The 14,153-nt window shown below is 70.1% G+C and carries 14 protein-coding genes; 11 read left to right on the forward strand and 3 right to left on the reverse strand.

Features of this window, described 5'->3' with window-relative positions; translation table 11 throughout:
- Positions 1–146: 146 nt before the first annotated feature.
- The 6 genes from GY170_RS09290 (at position 147) to GY170_RS09315 (ending at position 6,667) form a co-directional block, all read left to right on the forward strand.
- Positions 147–1,064 (forward strand): cytidine deaminase, encoded by a 918-nt coding sequence (locus tag GY170_RS09290; RefSeq protein ID WP_163892556.1) that lies wholly within the window; start codon positions 147–149, stop codon positions 1,062–1,064.
- The gene (locus GY170_RS09295) at positions 1,061–1,810 is read left to right on the forward strand and encodes a creatininase family protein (RefSeq protein WP_163892560.1); all 750 of its coding nucleotides are present in this window, start codon (positions 1,061–1,063) and stop codon (positions 1,808–1,810) included. Before GY170_RS09290 ends, GY170_RS09295 begins: the two co-directional genes overlap by 4 nt.
- Positions 1,798–2,799 (forward strand): LacI family DNA-binding transcriptional regulator, encoded by a 1,002-nt coding sequence (locus GY170_RS09300; protein ID WP_163892563.1) that lies wholly within the window; start codon positions 1,798–1,800, stop codon positions 2,797–2,799. The genes GY170_RS09295 and GY170_RS09300 overlap by 13 nt, the downstream gene beginning before the upstream one ends.
- The gene (locus tag GY170_RS09305) at positions 2,796–3,548 is read left to right on the forward strand and encodes a glutamine amidotransferase (protein WP_163892567.1); all 753 of its coding nucleotides are present in this window, start codon (positions 2,796–2,798) and stop codon (positions 3,546–3,548) included. Before GY170_RS09300 ends, GY170_RS09305 begins: the two co-directional genes overlap by 4 nt.
- Complete coding sequence (locus GY170_RS09310; RefSeq protein WP_163892570.1) at positions 3,545–5,395, forward strand: adenine deaminase; 1,851 nt, start codon at positions 3,545–3,547, stop codon at positions 5,393–5,395. Before GY170_RS09305 ends, GY170_RS09310 begins: the two co-directional genes overlap by 4 nt.
- 183 nt (positions 5,396–5,578) lie before the next feature.
- Positions 5,579–6,667 carry a TRAP transporter substrate-binding protein gene (locus tag GY170_RS09315; protein WP_163892573.1) on the forward strand — a complete coding sequence of 363 codons (1,089 nt, stop codon included), beginning with the start codon at positions 5,579–5,581 and terminating at the stop codon, positions 6,665–6,667.
- 76 nt (positions 6,668–6,743) lie between these two features.
- On the opposite strand, the gene GY170_RS09320 is transcribed toward GY170_RS09315, so the two are convergent.
- Both GY170_RS09320 and GY170_RS09325 read right to left on the reverse strand, forming a co-directional pair.
- Positions 6,744–8,117: a TRAP transporter large permease gene (locus GY170_RS09320; RefSeq protein WP_163892576.1), complete on the reverse strand. Its 1,374-nt coding sequence runs from the start codon at positions 8,115–8,117 to the stop codon at positions 6,744–6,746.
- Positions 8,117–8,689: a TRAP transporter small permease subunit gene (locus GY170_RS09325; RefSeq protein WP_163892579.1), complete on the reverse strand. Its 573-nt coding sequence runs from the start codon at positions 8,687–8,689 to the stop codon at positions 8,117–8,119. Before GY170_RS09325 ends, GY170_RS09320 begins: the two co-directional genes overlap by 1 nt.
- A gap of 256 nt (positions 8,690–8,945) precedes the next feature.
- On the opposite strand from GY170_RS09325, the gene GY170_RS09330 reads away from it, so the two are divergent.
- Both GY170_RS09330 and GY170_RS09335 read left to right on the forward strand, forming a co-directional pair.
- Complete coding sequence (locus tag GY170_RS09330) at positions 8,946–9,644, forward strand: cytochrome c oxidase assembly protein (protein ID WP_235937823.1); 699 nt, start codon at positions 8,946–8,948, stop codon at positions 9,642–9,644.
- Positions 9,641–10,153, forward strand: a complete 513-nt coding sequence (locus GY170_RS09335; protein WP_167803298.1) for a CopD family protein — start codon at positions 9,641–9,643, stop codon at positions 10,151–10,153. The genes GY170_RS09330 and GY170_RS09335 overlap by 4 nt, the downstream gene beginning before the upstream one ends.
- On the opposite strand, the gene GY170_RS09340 is transcribed toward GY170_RS09335, so the two are convergent.
- Positions 10,123–10,644, reverse strand: coding sequence for a DUF2231 domain-containing protein (locus tag GY170_RS09340; RefSeq protein ID WP_163892587.1), 522 nt, complete (start codon positions 10,642–10,644; stop codon positions 10,123–10,125). The genes GY170_RS09335 and GY170_RS09340 overlap by 31 nt on opposite strands.
- Here GY170_RS09340 and GY170_RS09345 point away from each other — a divergent pair.
- From GY170_RS09345 to GY170_RS09355, 3 genes are read left to right on the forward strand one after another with little or no spacing between them, the layout of a single operon-like run.
- The gene (locus GY170_RS09345) at positions 10,621–11,331 is read left to right on the forward strand and encodes a cytochrome c oxidase subunit II (protein ID WP_163892590.1); all 711 of its coding nucleotides are present in this window, start codon (positions 10,621–10,623) and stop codon (positions 11,329–11,331) included. The genes GY170_RS09340 and GY170_RS09345 overlap by 24 nt on opposite strands.
- Complete coding sequence (gene ctaD, locus GY170_RS09350) at positions 11,328–13,811, forward strand: cytochrome c oxidase subunit I (protein ID WP_163892594.1); 2,484 nt, start codon at positions 11,328–11,330, stop codon at positions 13,809–13,811. The genes GY170_RS09345 and ctaD overlap by 4 nt, the downstream gene beginning before the upstream one ends.
- Positions 13,808–14,113, forward strand: coding sequence for a hypothetical protein (locus GY170_RS09355; protein ID WP_163892596.1), 306 nt, complete (start codon positions 13,808–13,810; stop codon positions 14,111–14,113). Before ctaD ends, GY170_RS09355 begins: the two co-directional genes overlap by 4 nt.
- The last annotated feature ends 40 nt before the right edge of the window (positions 14,114–14,153 follow it).

A 14,153-nucleotide genomic window follows, 5' to 3' on the forward strand; every position in this document is an offset into this window, starting at 1 on the left:
TAAAGCGGTTTACTAGGAGATTAGTGGCCTAATCCGGGGGTGTGTCAAATGCCTTTTTATCGCACCAAGAGAACGTCGCGCCATCTCGGCGGGATGCCCATAAATATGGCAGATTGCCCAGCCCCGCACCAGTGGCGACTCCGCTGATGGCGCTGGCGGACTCCCCCTTCCCCCGCGATACCGCCCGGGCGGAGGCCCTTGCCGCGCGCGACGGCGAGGCCATCCGCGCTGCCGCCGAGGCCGCGCTCTCCCCCGGCGCCCTTCTGGGCGCGGAGGCGGTGGAGCGGCTGGTGGCAAGGTTCGATCTGGCCGATGCCGAGGAGCTGATCCTCCACCTTCTCCCCCTCGCCGAGAAACTGGCCGATCCGCCGATCTCCGGCTTCTTCGTTGGCGCGGCGGGGCTGGCGACGACCGGCGAGGTGATCCTCGGCGGCAACCTCGAATGGCCCGGCGCGCATCTGGGGATGACGCTGCACGGCGAGGGATTCGTCGCCATCCGCGCCTTCCATCTCGGCCTGTCGCTCAAGGCGCTGGCAATTTCCGAGGCGCATCCCTGCGCCCATTGCCGCCAGTGCCTCGCCGAATATGCGGCGGCCGACGACATGGTCCTAGTCGATCCGCACGGCCACCGGCTGACGCTGGCGGAGCTCTACCCCTGGCCCTTCTCCCCCGCCGCCCTCGGCGCGCCCGGCGCGTCGCCGGACGCCCCGCCGCTCTCCATCACCATCGCCGGCAGCGCACCGCCGCAGGTGGAGGCGCTGCTGCGCTCCGACGCGGGCCGGGCCCACGCCCCCTACTCCGGCTGCCCCGCCGCGCTGGTGCTGGAGACGGCGGGCGAGCCGGTCCTCGGCCTCGCCATCGAGAGCGTCGCCTTCAACCCCACCATCCAGCCCGTCATGTCGGCGCTGGTGAACCTCCACGCCGCCGGCATCGCCCCGTCGGAGATCCGCGCCGCATGGCTCCTCCAGCGCGGCGGCGCGGTGGACTATGCCGCGCCCACCCGCGCCCTCCTGAAGACGCTGGCGCCGGAGGCCCCGCTGACGCTGCTGGGGTGGCCGGCATGAGGCTGAGCTACGAGCGCATGACCTGGCAGGAGGCCGGCGAGGCCTCCGGCCGGCTCGCCATCCTGCCCCTCGGCGCGACGGAGCAGCACGGGCCGCACCTGCCGCTCTCCGTCGACACGGTGCTGGCCGGCGGCGTCGCCGGGGCGCTGGCGGAGGCACTGGGCGCCGTCCTCCTCCCCGCCCTGCCCTATGGCGAGGCGGCGACGAGCGAGGGGCACCCGGGCACTCTCTCCCTCACCGCTGACACGATGGCGCGGGTGATCGCCGACATCGGCCGCGGCGTGCACCGCATCGGCCACCCGGCGCTGATCCTGCTGAACGGCCATTTCGGCAACCGCGCCCCTGCCGCGCAGGCCGCCGAGATGCTGGCGGCCGAGGGTATCGCCGTCCTCTGCCTCGACTACCCGGGGCTGGAGGATCTGGCCGGCGCGATCTGCGAGAGCGAGGCGGCAGGCAACCACTTCTACCATGCCGACGAGGTGGAAACCTCGATGATGCTGGCGCTCGCGCCCGAGGTGGTGCGGATGGAGCGGGCGGTGGCGGAGTACCCCGACTTCCCCGCCGATTTCGGCAGCCGCCCCATGCTCCTGCGCGAGCTCAGCGAGAGTGGCACCTTCGGGGACCCGCGCCCGTCGACGGCCGAGAAGGGCCGCGCCCTGATCGACGGCATCGTGGCGGCCGCCCTGCTCGAGGTCGCCGCCTTCTGCGAGGCGCACGGGATCGAGGCGGGCGCATGGCAACGCTGACGGACGTTGCCCGCCGCGCCGGTGTCTCCCCCGCCGCCGTCTCGCGGCACCTCAACGGGCGCATCACGCTGCCGCCGCAGACGCGCGCCCGCATCGATGCCGCGGTGGCGGAGCTGAACTACAAGCCGAACCTTCTGGCCAAGCGCCTCTCCACCGGACGGACGGAGGCGATCGGCCTCGTGACGCCCGAGATCGACAACCCCTTCTTCGGCGAGCTGGCGGCGATCATCGAGGAGGCGGCGGCCGATGCCGGCTATGCCGTCTACATCACTTCCACCCGCGGCGACCTCTCCCGCGAGATCACGGCGCTCGGCCGGCTGCGGGAGCGGCATGTCGACGGGCTGATCCTGATGACCAACCGCCCCGATGACGGCGCGCTGGCAAAGGCGCTGAGCGGGCTCTCCAACGTGGTGATCGTCGACGAGGACGTCCCCGGCGCCGCCCAGCCCCGCATCTTCGTCGAGAACAGCGCGGGCACGCGCCTCGCGACGGAGCACCTGATTTCCCTCGGCCATCGGCGCATCGCCATGGTCGGCGGCCCGCCGGGGCTGATGAGCGTCACCGAACGGCAGGCGGGCTGGGAGGCGGCTCTGGCGGCGGCCGGCCTCCCCCCCGGCCCGCGCCTCCTCGGCACCTACACGCGCGCCCATGGGCGCGCGGCGGCGGAGCAGCTGCTGGCCGAAGGGCTGCCGGATGCCATCGTCGCCTGCGCCGACGACATCGCGCTCGGCCTCCTCGAGGCGCTCCGCGAGGCCGGCGTCTCCGTCCCCGGGGACATCGCCCTCACCGGCTTCGACGACATGCGCTACGCCGCGCTGATCGACCCGCCCCTCACGACCGTCCGCCAGCCGGCGGCGCAGATGGGGCGGCTGGCGCTGGCCCATCTGCTGACGCTCCTCTCCGGCGGCGAGGTGGCACCCGTCACCCGCCTGCCGGTCACGCTCATCCCCCGATCCTCCACAGCCCCCTCGAAGGTGCCGACACCATGACCTCCCCCCGCGTCCTCCTCGCCGGCGAAAGCTGGACGACCCATTCGATCCACCAGAAGGGCTACGACAGCTTCACCTCCACCGAGTACCGCGAGGGCGGCGGCTGGCTGATCGCGGCGCTGGAAGAGGCCGGCTGGGAGGTGACCTACCAGCCCTGCCACGTCGCGGCCCGCGACTTTCCCGCGACGGCGGAGGCGCTTTCGGCCTTCGACCTCGTCATCCTCTCCGACATCGGCGCCAACACGCTGCTGCTCCATCCCGACACGGTCGCGGGCCGGCCGACGCCCGACCGGCTGCTGGCCCTGCGCGACTACGTCGCCGGCGGCGGCGGGCTGGTGATGGTGGGCGGCTACCTCACCTTCCAGGGCATCGACGCCAAGGGGCAATATGCCGGCTCCGCCGTCGAGGAGGCACTGCCCGTCACGCTCTTCCGCCATGACGACCGGGCCGAGCGCCCGGCGGGCGTGGTTCCCGTGGCGGAGGCCCATGCGATCACCGAGGGGCTGGGCGACTGGCCCGCCCTCCTCGGCTACAACAGGCTGACGGCGAAGCCGGGGGCGGAGGTGCTGGCGCGGGTCGACGGCGACCCGCTGCTGGTCGTCGGCGGCTTTGGCGAGGGCCGCTCCATCGCCTTCGCCTCCGATTGCGGGCCGCACTGGGCGCCGGAACCCTTCGTGGAGTGGGCCGGCTACAAGCGGCTCTGGGCGCGGATCGCCGACTGGGCGGCGGGCCGGGAGACGGCGCAATGAAGGACGTCCTGCTCGACCCGCAAGAAGAGGTCGCCATCCGCCAGCACCTCGCCCTCGTGGCCCTCGCCAAGCGCCCCGCAGACCGGGTGCTCCGCGTCGGGCGGCTGCTGGAGGTGCATGGCCGCGAGTGGCTGGAGGATCAGGAGATCGTCATCGCCGGCAAGCGCATCGCCTGGGTCGGCCCGGCGGGCGCCTGGCCCGGCGAGGCGGCGGAGCGGGTGCACCGGCCGGATCTCGCCGCCGTGCCCGGCTTCGGCGAGGCGCACAAGCACATCGAATCGACCCACCTGACGCCGGAATGGGACGCCGCGATGGTTCTCCCCCGGGGCTGCACGTGGACATGCGAGGCCTCCCACGAGTTCGCCAACGTCAACGGGCCGCGCAACCTCGAGTTCTGGCTGAAGGCCCGCGAGGCGGGGATGCCGAACAAGATATTCCCCCTCCCCGGCTCCGCCGTGCCGCCCACGGCCTATGAGCATGGCGGCGGCTGGTTCGGCCATGACGAGCAGGCAGGCTTCATGCAGAGCCCCATGGTCGCCGGCCTCGACGAGGTGATGGACTGGCCCGCCGTCTGGAACCCCGAGAACCCGGCCTACGAGCGCCTCTGGGGCATGATCGGCGCCACCCTCGCCGGGCGCGGCGTGGTGGAGGGGCATGCTGCCGGGCTGACGGCGCTCGGCGACATCAACGCCTTCGCCGCCGCCGGCCTTGCCGGCGACCACGAGGGGCGGGCCGCCGCCGAGGTGCGCGAGAAGCTGCGCCGGGGCATCTTCATCGAGGTGCGCCCGCAATCCATGGTCGCCATCTTCGAGGGCCTGCTGGCCGAGGGTCAGGAGGACTGGAGCCAGTTCGCGCTGATCACCGATGACCGCTCCGCCTCCGACACGCTGCGCATGGGGGCGACGGACCATAACGTACGCCTCGCCGTCTCCTGCGGGATCCCGGTGGAGGTCGCCATCCAGATGGTCACGATCAACCCCGCCCGCCATATGCGGCTGACGCCCTATGTCGGCTCCATCTCGCCGGGGCGCTTCGCCGACGCGGTGCTACTCTCCGACGTGGGCAGCCTCGAGATCGCCGAGGTCTGGGCGGACGGGCAACAGGTCTCCGACGGGACGCGCTACATCGGCCCCATGGCCAGGATCGACTGGCCGGACTGGGCGACGCAGACGGTCAACCTGCCCCAGCCGGTGACGGCGGCGGACTTCGCCATTCCCGCGCCGGAGGGCCGGCAGACCGTCACCGCCGCTATCCTGCGCCCCTTCCACTGGTACAATGATTTCCTGACCGCCGAGCTGCCGGTCGAGGGCGGGCTGGCGCAGCGGGACAGCGCGCAGAAGATCACCAAGTTCGCCATCGTCGACCGCTATTCCGGCGGAGGCGAGGTGGCCAAGATGTTCTGGAAGGGCACCGGCCCCGCCACGCCCGCGACGGCGCTCGCCTGCTCCGTCGCCCATGACAAGCACAACATCTGGGCCGTCGGCTCTTCGGACGAGGCGATGGCCATGGCAGTCAACGCCATCCGCGAGATGCAGGGCGGCTGGGCGCTGGTGGTGAACGGCGAGGTGACGGCGACCGTCCGCTACGAGGTCGGCGGGCTGATGAGCGCGCGGCCGGCGGAGGAGCTGGATGCGGAGATGCAGGCCCTCTACCGCGCCGCCGAGGCGGTGGACTGGATGTGGGAGCCGACGGCGACGGAGAACTGGCCCGAGGGCTTCCCCGAGCGGCTCGCGTTTGCCACCCTCACCTGCGCCCCGTGGCGCTGGGTGCTGGTGGCGCCGGGGCCGCTGGCGCCGGAGGGCTTCGTCAACGTCACCACGGGGCAGACGCACCCGGTCGTCTGGTGAGGGCGGGGGGCCCTGCGCCCCCCTCCTCCCGCGGCCGGCAGCCCGGAAGCCCGCGTTTTTCTTCGCAGGGCGAAGCTCCCTGCTGGACAGGTCGCACCATCATTGCTTAGGTCCGTGGGCTGGAGCCGCGATGCCGTTCATCTGTCTCGTCGCGGCTGAACACGTCATAAAGGGAGGAGACCCATGGACAGACGCTCATTCATCACCAGGTCCGTGATCGCGGGCACCGGTGCCGCCGCGCTGGCGGCGCCGGCCATCGCTCAGGGCAACATGACCTGGCGGATGGTCACCACCTGGCCGAAGAACTTCCCCGGCCTCGGTGTCGGCGCGCAGCGCCTCGCCGACCGGATCACCGCCGCCTCCGGTGGCCGGCTGACCGTGCAGGTCTATGCCGCCGGTGAGCTCGTGCCGCCGCTGCAATCGCTCGACGCCGTCATCGACGGCACCGCCGAGATGAGCCACGGCGCCGCCTATTACTGGCAGAACAAGTCGACCGCCCTCTCCTTCTTCACCGGCGTGCCCTACGGCATGACCTCCAGCGAGCTCGCGGGCTGGATCCGCCACATGGGCGGTCAGGAGCTGTGGGACGAGGTCTATGACCAGTTCGGCGTGCAGGGCTTCCTCTCCGGCAACACCGGCACGCAGGCCGGCGGCTGGTTCCGCAACGAGCTGACCGGCGTCGCCGACCTGCAGGGCCTGCGCTTCCGCACCCCCGGCCTTGGCGGCCGCGTGTGGGAGCAGCTCGGCGCCACCGTCACCAACATGGCTGCGGGCGAAATCTTCCAGGCGCTGCAATCGGGCACGCTCGACGCGGCGGAATTCGTGGGCCCCTACAACGACCTCGCGCTCGGCTTCTATCAGGTGGCGAAGAACTACTACTTCCCCTCCTTCGTCGAGCCCGGCCTCGCCACCGAGCTGGTGGTCGACAAGGCCAAGTTCCAGGAGCTGCCCGACGACCTGCAGGCCATCGTCCGCGATGTCTCCCAGGCCGAGTACGACATGGTCGCCTCCGACTTCGCCGCCAACGACCCGCGCGCGCTGCAGACGCTCATCAACGAGCATGACGTCAACGTACTGCAGTTCCCCGACGAGATCCTCGAGGCGGGGGCCGAGGCCTCCAAGGCGGTGATCACCGAGCTGCGCGAGTCCGACGACGACCTGACCAAGCGCACGGCGGAGAGCTTCGTCGAAGCGCTCAACATCATGCGCGTGCGCACGCAGTCGACCGACAGCGCCTTCATCCGCGCCCGGGAGCAGTACTTCTCCATCTGACGGATCGGAGCTGCCCGAACAAAGAAGGCCCGGATCGCAGGATCCGGGCCTTTTTCGTTGCCGCTGCCTCTCCCGGCTAAAGCCAGGTGACGATCTGCGGGAAGATGAACAGGATCGCGATGGCCACCATCTGCAGCAGCACGAAGGGGATCACGCCGCGGTAGATCGCCGAGGTCGGCAGATCGTCCGGCGCCACGCCGCGCAGATAGAAGAGCGCGAAGCCGAAGGGCGGCGTCAGGAAGCTGGTCTGCAGGTTCACGCCGACGATCACGCCGAGCCACACCGGGTCCACGTCCAAGGCCAGCAGGATCGGCGCGGTGATCGGGATGACGATGAAGATGATCTCGAACGTGTCGAGGATGAAGCCCAGCACGAACATGATGAGCATCACGACGAGCACGGCCGCCAGTGTTCCCCCCGGCAGGTTGGAGAGGAAGGCGTGGACGAGGTTGTCGCCCCCCATCAGGCGGAAGACGATCGAGAAGACCGAGGCGCCGAAGAGGATGATGAACACCATCGAGGTGATCGTCGCCGTGGAGACGACCGTCTCCTGCAGGATGCGGAACGACAGCCGCCAGCGCAGCGCCGCCAGCAAGATGGCGCCCACGGCGCCCACCGAGGCGGCTTCCGTCGGGGTCGCGATGCCGCCGAGGATGGAGCCGAGGACGGCGACGATCAGCAGCAGGGGCGGGATCAGGGCGACGGCCACCTCGCGGATCAGCCCGCGCTTCTCCTCCGCCGGGACAGGCGTCGCCGGGCAGGAGGCCGGGTCCGTCACGGCCTTGAAGATCACCCAGAGCGTGTAGAGCCCGACGAGCAGCACGCCCGGCAGGAGCGCCCCCGCGAAGAGGTCGCCGACGGAGACGGGGACAGGCGCGAAGTTGCCCTTCTCCATCTGCACCTGCGCGTTGATGCCCGAGAGCATGTCGCCCATGAAGATCAGCACCGTCGAGGGCGGGATGATCTGGCCGAGCGTGCCGCTCGCGCAGATGACGCCGGTGGCGAGCTTGGGATCGTAGCCGGCGCGCAGCATCGCCGGCAGCGAGATCAGGCCCATGGTCACCACCGTCGCGCCGACGACGCCGGTGGAGGCGGCGAGCATGGCGCCGACGAGGATGACCGAAAGCCCGAGCCCGCCGCGCAGGTTGCCGAAGAGCTTGCTCATGGTCAGCAAAAGCTGCTCGGCGATGCGCGAGCGCTCCAGCATCACCCCCATGAAGATGAAGAGCGGCACCGCCACCAGCACCTCGCTCGACATGAAGCCGATGTAGCGGTTCGGCAGGCTGCCGAAGTTCGACGGATCGAACACGCCGAGGGACCAGCCGACGAGGCCGAAGAGCAGCGACACGCCGGCGAGCGTGAAGGCAACGGGGAAGCCGAGCATCAGGAAGCCGATGATCCCGAAGAACATCAGCCCCGCGAGGAGTTCGCCCAGAAGGACAGGATCCATCAGGTGGTCACCCCCGGCAGCTCGGCGGCGAGGCCGCGGTAGCGCAGCTTCTCGGGCAAGAGGTTGTCCCGCCCGGCCAGCACGAGGATGGAGCGCAGCGCCATCGCGATCCCCTGCAGCCCGATAAGCACCGCGAAGGCGATGATGAAGGACTTCAGCACGAAGAGCCCCGGCATGCCGCCGACGTTGGAGGAGCCTTCGAGGTAGCTCCACGAGCGGGTGACGAAGGGCATCGAGTAGGCAAGCACCACGTAGGTGAAGGGCAGCAGGAAGACGAGCACCCCGATCAGGTCGACCACCGCCTTCCGCTTGCGAGAGGCGGTGCGGTAGAAGATGTCGACACGAACGTGATCGTCGCGCAGGAGCGCGAAGCCGGCGACGGCGGTGAACATCGCGCCGTTCAGCCAGATGTAGAGATCCTGCATCCAGACGAAGCTGATCGAGAAGACGTAGCGCTGCACCACGACGGTGAAGCACACGACCACGATCCCCAGCGCCAGCCAGGAAAAGACCCAGCCGATCACCAGATTTATGGCGCAGATGACCCTGACGATGACTGCGATGGCGCCCATGCCCGCCTCCCCTCTTGACGGACCGCTGTTGGCACATATGGCGCGCCCGGACAACATTCTCGGAGCGCGCCGCTGCGTTTCGATCCCGGCGCGGCAGGCGTGCCGCAGCCGGCGCGGCATGGCCGTTCCGAGCCCGGGGGGCCGAAAGCCGCGCCGGGGGAGGAACAAAAAGGACTCGCGGCCATTAGCGATACTATGCGACGGCTGTGCGACGGCTGTCGTTAACCCCGCCGCTGGCCTCAGGAGACGTATCAGGGTGAACGCGATCTATTGCGGCGCTCCCCCGCCGCCGTCCGACCTCTGGTCGCGCTGGAACCTCGATCCGGTGCTGATCGCGGCCCTCCTCGTGCTGGCCGTGGCCCTTCGGCGCGACCGCGCGGCGCTGGCCGGCGTCGGCGTCTTGGCCCTCGCCTTCATCTCCCCGCTCTGTGCCCTCTCTTCCGCGCTCTTCTCGGCGCGGGTGGTGCACCATCTCCTCCTCGTCGCCGTGGCGGCGCCCCTGCTGGCGCAAGCCCTGCGGGGGCGGCGGACGGAGAGCCTCGCGCTGCCGACGGCCATTTCGGCGGCGGTGCTCTGGGCGTGGCACCTGCCGGCGGCCTATGACCTCGCCCTGTCCAACGTCGCCGTCTACTGGCTGATGCAGCTGACGCTCGTCGGCACCGCCACGTGGTTCTGGCACGCGGTGCTGAACGGGCGCGCCTCGCCGGTGGAGCGGATGGCCTTCATCATCGCCGGCTTCGCGCAGATGGGGATGCTCGGCGCCCTGCTCACCTTCGCCCCCCAGCAGCTCTATGCCGCGCATGTCATCGCGCCCTTCCTATGGGGCATCACGCCGCTGGCGGACCAGCAGCTCGGCGGGCTGATCATGTGGGTGCCGGCCGGCATCCCCTATGCCATCGCCGCCGGCTTTCAGGCGCGGCAGAGCTGGGCGCTCCTGTCCCGGGAGGCGGCGTGATCGACTGGGTCGTGGCGACGGTGCCGCTCTTCAAGGTGCTGCACATCGCGGCCCTGTGCATCTGGTGCGGCGGGCTCATCGTCCTGCCGCTGATGCTCGCCCGGCACGACCCGGCGGTGGTGGAGGAGGATTACCGCCTCATCCGCCGGGGCACCCACATCGCCTACACGATGGGCGTCACGCCCGCCGCCGTCATCGCCGTCATCGCCGGGACATGGCTGATCTTCCTGCGCGGCGCCTTCGTGCCCTGGCTCTTCGCCAAGCTGGCCTTCGTGGCGCTTTTGGTGCTCATCCACGCCTGGGTCGGCCACGTCGTGGCCCAGGTGGCGGAGGAGCCGGGCACGCAGCGCCCGCCGGAGCCCTACCTGCCCGTCGCGGCTGTGCTCTTCTGCGTCGTCGCCATCCTCGTGCTGGTGCTGGCGAAGCCGGACATCGGCACCGTCAGCTTCCCCGACTGGATGATGGAGCCGCGCGACAATCAACTGCTCTTCGACGTTCCCAGCCGGTAATCGAAGACGAGCTTGCCCCCATGCCACCCCGTGAGAGCCACCATGCCGAGACTGAGCGCCGACAGCAGGATGCCGTAGGGCAGCACCGCATCGATGTAGCCCGTCGTCAGCCGGTAGCCCCAGTTCGCCCCGAGCAGCGCCAGCGTACAGACGGCGATGATGAAATGCGTCCACGCCGGCGCCCGGGCGCGGATGCCGGAGACGAGCAGCAGCTCCGCCGTGCCGGAGAAGCCCGCCGCCATGCCGAAGAGAAAGCCCGTGCCGACGGCCCAGAGCCCGGCGCGCGCCCAGAAGGGCTCCCCCGTCCACCAGTAGAACAGGTCGGCCCCGATGGTGCAGAAGGTCAGCGCCACGGGGAAGGCGACGCTCATGGCGTGGATCGGGTGGCCGAGGATGGCCACGCGCGATTCCGTCTGGTCGAAGCCGGGGCGCTCGCTGATCGGGTCGATCAGCTCCTCGCTGTTGCTGTGCTCGATCGGGTCCGTCGTCATCGCCCTGTCCTTCTCCGTGGCATCGCCCTCGGGACAACGCTCACCCTCCTTGCCGGTTGCGAGGGGGCGCTGTCCACCCTGCAGCCGGCCGGCCCGGCCGCCCGCCACATCGCCACATTGTGGTGGGTGATGCTCGCCGGCGCCACAGCGATCTTCGCCATGGTGGCGATCCTCATCACCCTCGCCTTCCGCCGCGGCCGGCGGGCCGAGGGGAAGGACGAGGCGCGCAGCGTGCGCGTCTGGATCCTCGGGCTCGGCCTCGGCTTCTCGATGACCATCCTCGCCGCGCTCCTCGGCTTCGGCCTCTTCATCGGCGAGCGGCTGCTGCCGCGTGGCGGGGAGGAGGTCGTCACCGTGGGCGCCGAGGGGCGGCAATGGGCCTGGACCTTCCGCTACGAGGGCCGCGCGCCGACGGAGGACGTGCTGCACATCCCCGCCGGGCGGCCAGTCGACGTGGCGGTGACGACCACGGACGTCATCCACAGCTTCTGGATCCCCCGTCTGGCCGGCAAGCTCGACGCCATCCCCGGCCACACCAACATCCTTCGCATCGAGGCAGACAGCCCCGGCACCTTTGCCGGCCTCAGCGCCGAATACAGCGGCCCCGGCTATGACAGCTTCTCCTTCTCCGTCGTCGCCCATGGCCCGGCGGAGTGGGATGCCTTCCTCGCAGGTCAGACCGAATGAACGCCCTTCGCCAGCACCGCCGCCTCGACCGCATCTGGGCCTCCGCGCCCGGCTTTCGCGGCTGGTTCTCCACCGTCAACCACACCGACCTCGGGCGGATGTTCCTCGTCACCGCCTTCACGTTCTTCCTGATCGGCGGCCTTCTGGCGATGCTCATCCGCGCGCAGCTGGCGACGCCCGATTCCGCCTTCGCGGGGCCGGAGATCTACAACCAGATCTTCACCATGCACGGGACCATCATGATGTTCCTGTTCGCCATCCCCACCTTCGAGGGCATGGCGATCTACCTGCTGCCGAAGATGCTGGGCACGCGAGATCTCGCCTTCCCGCGGCTGACGGCCTACGGCTTCTGGTGCTACGTCTTCGGCGGCACGATGCTGCTCGTCTCGCTGCTCTTCGGAATCGCGCCGGACGGCGGCTGGTTCATGTATCCGCCGCTGACGGGGCCGATCTACTCACCGGGGATCAACACCGATTTCTGGCTGATCGGCATCACCTTCGTCGAGATCTCCGCCATCGCCGCGGCGGTGGAGCTGACCGTCTCCATCCTCAAGTACCGCGCGCCCGGCATGTCGCTCGACAAGATGCCCATCTTCGCGTGGTACGCCCTCGTCACCGCGCTGATGATCCTCACCGGCTTTCCGCCCCTCATCCTCGGCTCGGTGCTGCTGGAGGTTGAGCGGGCCTTCGGGCTGCCCTTCTTCCAGGCCGATCTCGGCGGGGACAGCCTGCTCTGGCAGCACCTCTTCTGGCTCTTCGGGCACCCGGAGGTCTACATCATCTTCCTGCCGGCCGCCGGCGTCATCTCCACCATCCTGCCGGTGATGTGCCGCACCACGCTGCTCGGCTACGGCTGGATCGTCGCCTCGGCGGTGGCGCTGGCCTTCCTCTCCTTCGGGCTCTGGGTGCACCACATGTTCACCACGGGCATCCCGCACATGGGGCTGGCCTTCTTCTCCGCCGCCTCAACGCTGGTGGCGGTGCCGACGGGGGTGCAGGTCTTCGCGTGGATCGGCACGATGTGGAAGGGCCGGCCGGAGCTGCGGCTGCCGATGCTGCACCTGCTTGGCTTCTTCATCACCTTCGTCATCGGCGGGCTGACGGGCGTGATGGTGGCGGTGGTGCCCTTCGACTGGCAGGTGCATGACACCGCCTTCGTCACCGCCCACCTGCATTACGTGCTCTTCGGGGGCTTCGTATTCCCCATCCTCGCCGCGATCTACTACTGGCTGCCGCACATGAGCGGGAGGAAGCGCTTCTTCCGGCTCGGCGGCATCGCCTTCGCGCTGATCTTCGTCGGCTTCCACGTCACCTTCCTGGCGATGCACTGGGTGGGCCTCCTCGGCCAGCGGCGCCGCATCTCCACCTATGAGGTGGAGGATGGCTGGACGCTGATCAACTTCATCTCCTCCATCGGCGGCTTCATCACCGCCATCGGCATCGCCATCGTCATCATCGATGTCATCATCCAGGTCTTCGCGGCGACGCGCGGCGAGCGGAACCCGTGGCGCGCCGGCACGCTGGAATGGGCGATGATGACGCCGCCGCCATCCTACAACTTCGCCACCCTGCCCCATGTCACCAGCCGCGAGCCGCTGGCGGAGGACCCGGGCCTCGCCACGCGTCTAGCCCGCGGCGAGGGCTACCTGCCGGCGCCGGAGGAGGACTGGCGGGAGACGCTGACGGTGGAGCCGGCGACGGGGCGGCCGGATTTCCACGTCATTTACCCGGCGAACACGCATCTGCCGATCGTCATGGCGGCGGTGACGGGGACGTTCTTCCTCTCGCTGCTGCTCAAGGTCTACTGGTTCACCCCCTTCGCCCTCGCCGGAGTCGCCCTCCTCGCGCTCCGCTGGGTCTGGGTGCTGGGCCGGCGGGAGGATCTGCCGCCCCGTGCCATCGGGAGGGGGCTGGAGGTGCCGACAGCGGCGGCGGTGGACAGGCCGCCCGGCTGGTGGGGCTCGCTCTTCCTGCTGATCGCCAACGCGACCTTTTTCGGCTCGCTCATCTTCGGCTACGCCTTCCTCTGGACAGTGGCGCCGGGCTGGCCGCCGCCGGCGCTGCTGGCCCCCTCGCTCGTCGAGCTGGCCATCGGCCTTGGCGGCGCGGCGCTCGGCACAGTCGCCGCCCGCCTCGCCACCCGCGCCAACCGGAAGGGCGGCGCCCCCCTGCCCGCCCTCGCGGGTGCCGGGCTCGGCGCCGCGATGGTTGCCGGCGCCTGCATCGCGTTCCTGCTGCGCGCCCCGCCGCCGGCGGAGCATGCCTATAGCGCCACGCTCTTCATCCTCGGCGGATACGGGCTGTTCCACGCGGGGCTGGCGCTGCTGATGCTGGGCTTTGTCAGTGCGCAGACTGTGCGGGGCTATACCTCGCCCGGGCGGCGCGCCGTCTTCCCCATCGTCTCGCTCTGGCTCGATTACCTGGCGCTGACGGGGGCGGCGATCCTGCTGGCGGCGCACCTGCCGGGGATGCTGGGATGAGGGATGTCCTGCGCATCCTCATCGCGCCGCTGGTCTGGCTGGCGGCGTTCAGCGCGATCTACGGATTGCACGGCCTGATCTGCGGGCACGGGATCACCGCGCCGCCGCCGCGCCTGCTGCTCCTCGCCGGCTACGGGCTGGCCGTCGCGGCGCAGGTCGCGCTCCTCTGGGCGCTGCACGTGCCCCGCTTCGCCAGCCCCTCGCCCTTCGTGAGCTTCGTCAGCCACGCGACGGGTTGGGTCGGCCTCGTCGCCACCGTCTGGTCGCTCCTGCCCGTCGCGGTGACGAGTTACTGCGGCTGAGGGCGTCAGCCCGCCCGGACCCCGGGCGGGCTGCCTTGGT

The organism is Pseudoroseicyclus tamaricis (genome assembly GCF_012070395.1).
GTDB lineage: Bacteria > Pseudomonadota > Alphaproteobacteria > Rhodobacterales > Rhodobacteraceae > Pseudoroseicyclus_A > Pseudoroseicyclus_A tamaricis.

Coding starts and splice junctions, on each gene's coding strand:
- GY170_RS09290 (WP_163892556.1), top strand. CDS start 147: ATGGCGCTGGCGGACTCCCCCTTCCCCCGCGATACCGCCCGGGCGGAG.
- GY170_RS09295 (WP_163892560.1), top strand. CDS start 1,061: ATGAGGCTGAGCTACGAGCGCATGACCTGGCAGGAGGCCGGCGAGGCC.
- GY170_RS09300 (WP_163892563.1), top strand. CDS start 1,798: ATGGCAACGCTGACGGACGTTGCCCGCCGCGCCGGTGTCTCCCCCGCC.
- GY170_RS09305 (WP_163892567.1), top strand. CDS start 2,796: ATGACCTCCCCCCGCGTCCTCCTCGCCGGCGAAAGCTGGACGACCCAT.
- GY170_RS09310 (WP_163892570.1), top strand. CDS start 3,545: ATGAAGGACGTCCTGCTCGACCCGCAAGAAGAGGTCGCCATCCGCCAG.
- GY170_RS09315 (WP_163892573.1), top strand. CDS start 5,579: ATGGACAGACGCTCATTCATCACCAGGTCCGTGATCGCGGGCACCGGT.
- GY170_RS09320 (WP_163892576.1), bottom strand. CDS start 8,117: ATGGATCCTGTCCTTCTGGGCGAACTCCTCGCGGGGCTGATGTTCTTC.
- GY170_RS09325 (WP_163892579.1), bottom strand. CDS start 8,689: ATGGGCGCCATCGCAGTCATCGTCAGGGTCATCTGCGCCATAAATCTG.
- GY170_RS09340 (WP_163892587.1), bottom strand. CDS start 10,644: ATGACGACGGACCCGATCGAGCACAGCAACAGCGAGGAGCTGATCGAC.
- ctaD (WP_163892594.1), top strand. CDS start 11,328: ATGAACGCCCTTCGCCAGCACCGCCGCCTCGACCGCATCTGGGCCTCC.
- GY170_RS09355 (WP_163892596.1), top strand. CDS start 13,808: ATGAGGGATGTCCTGCGCATCCTCATCGCGCCGCTGGTCTGGCTGGCG.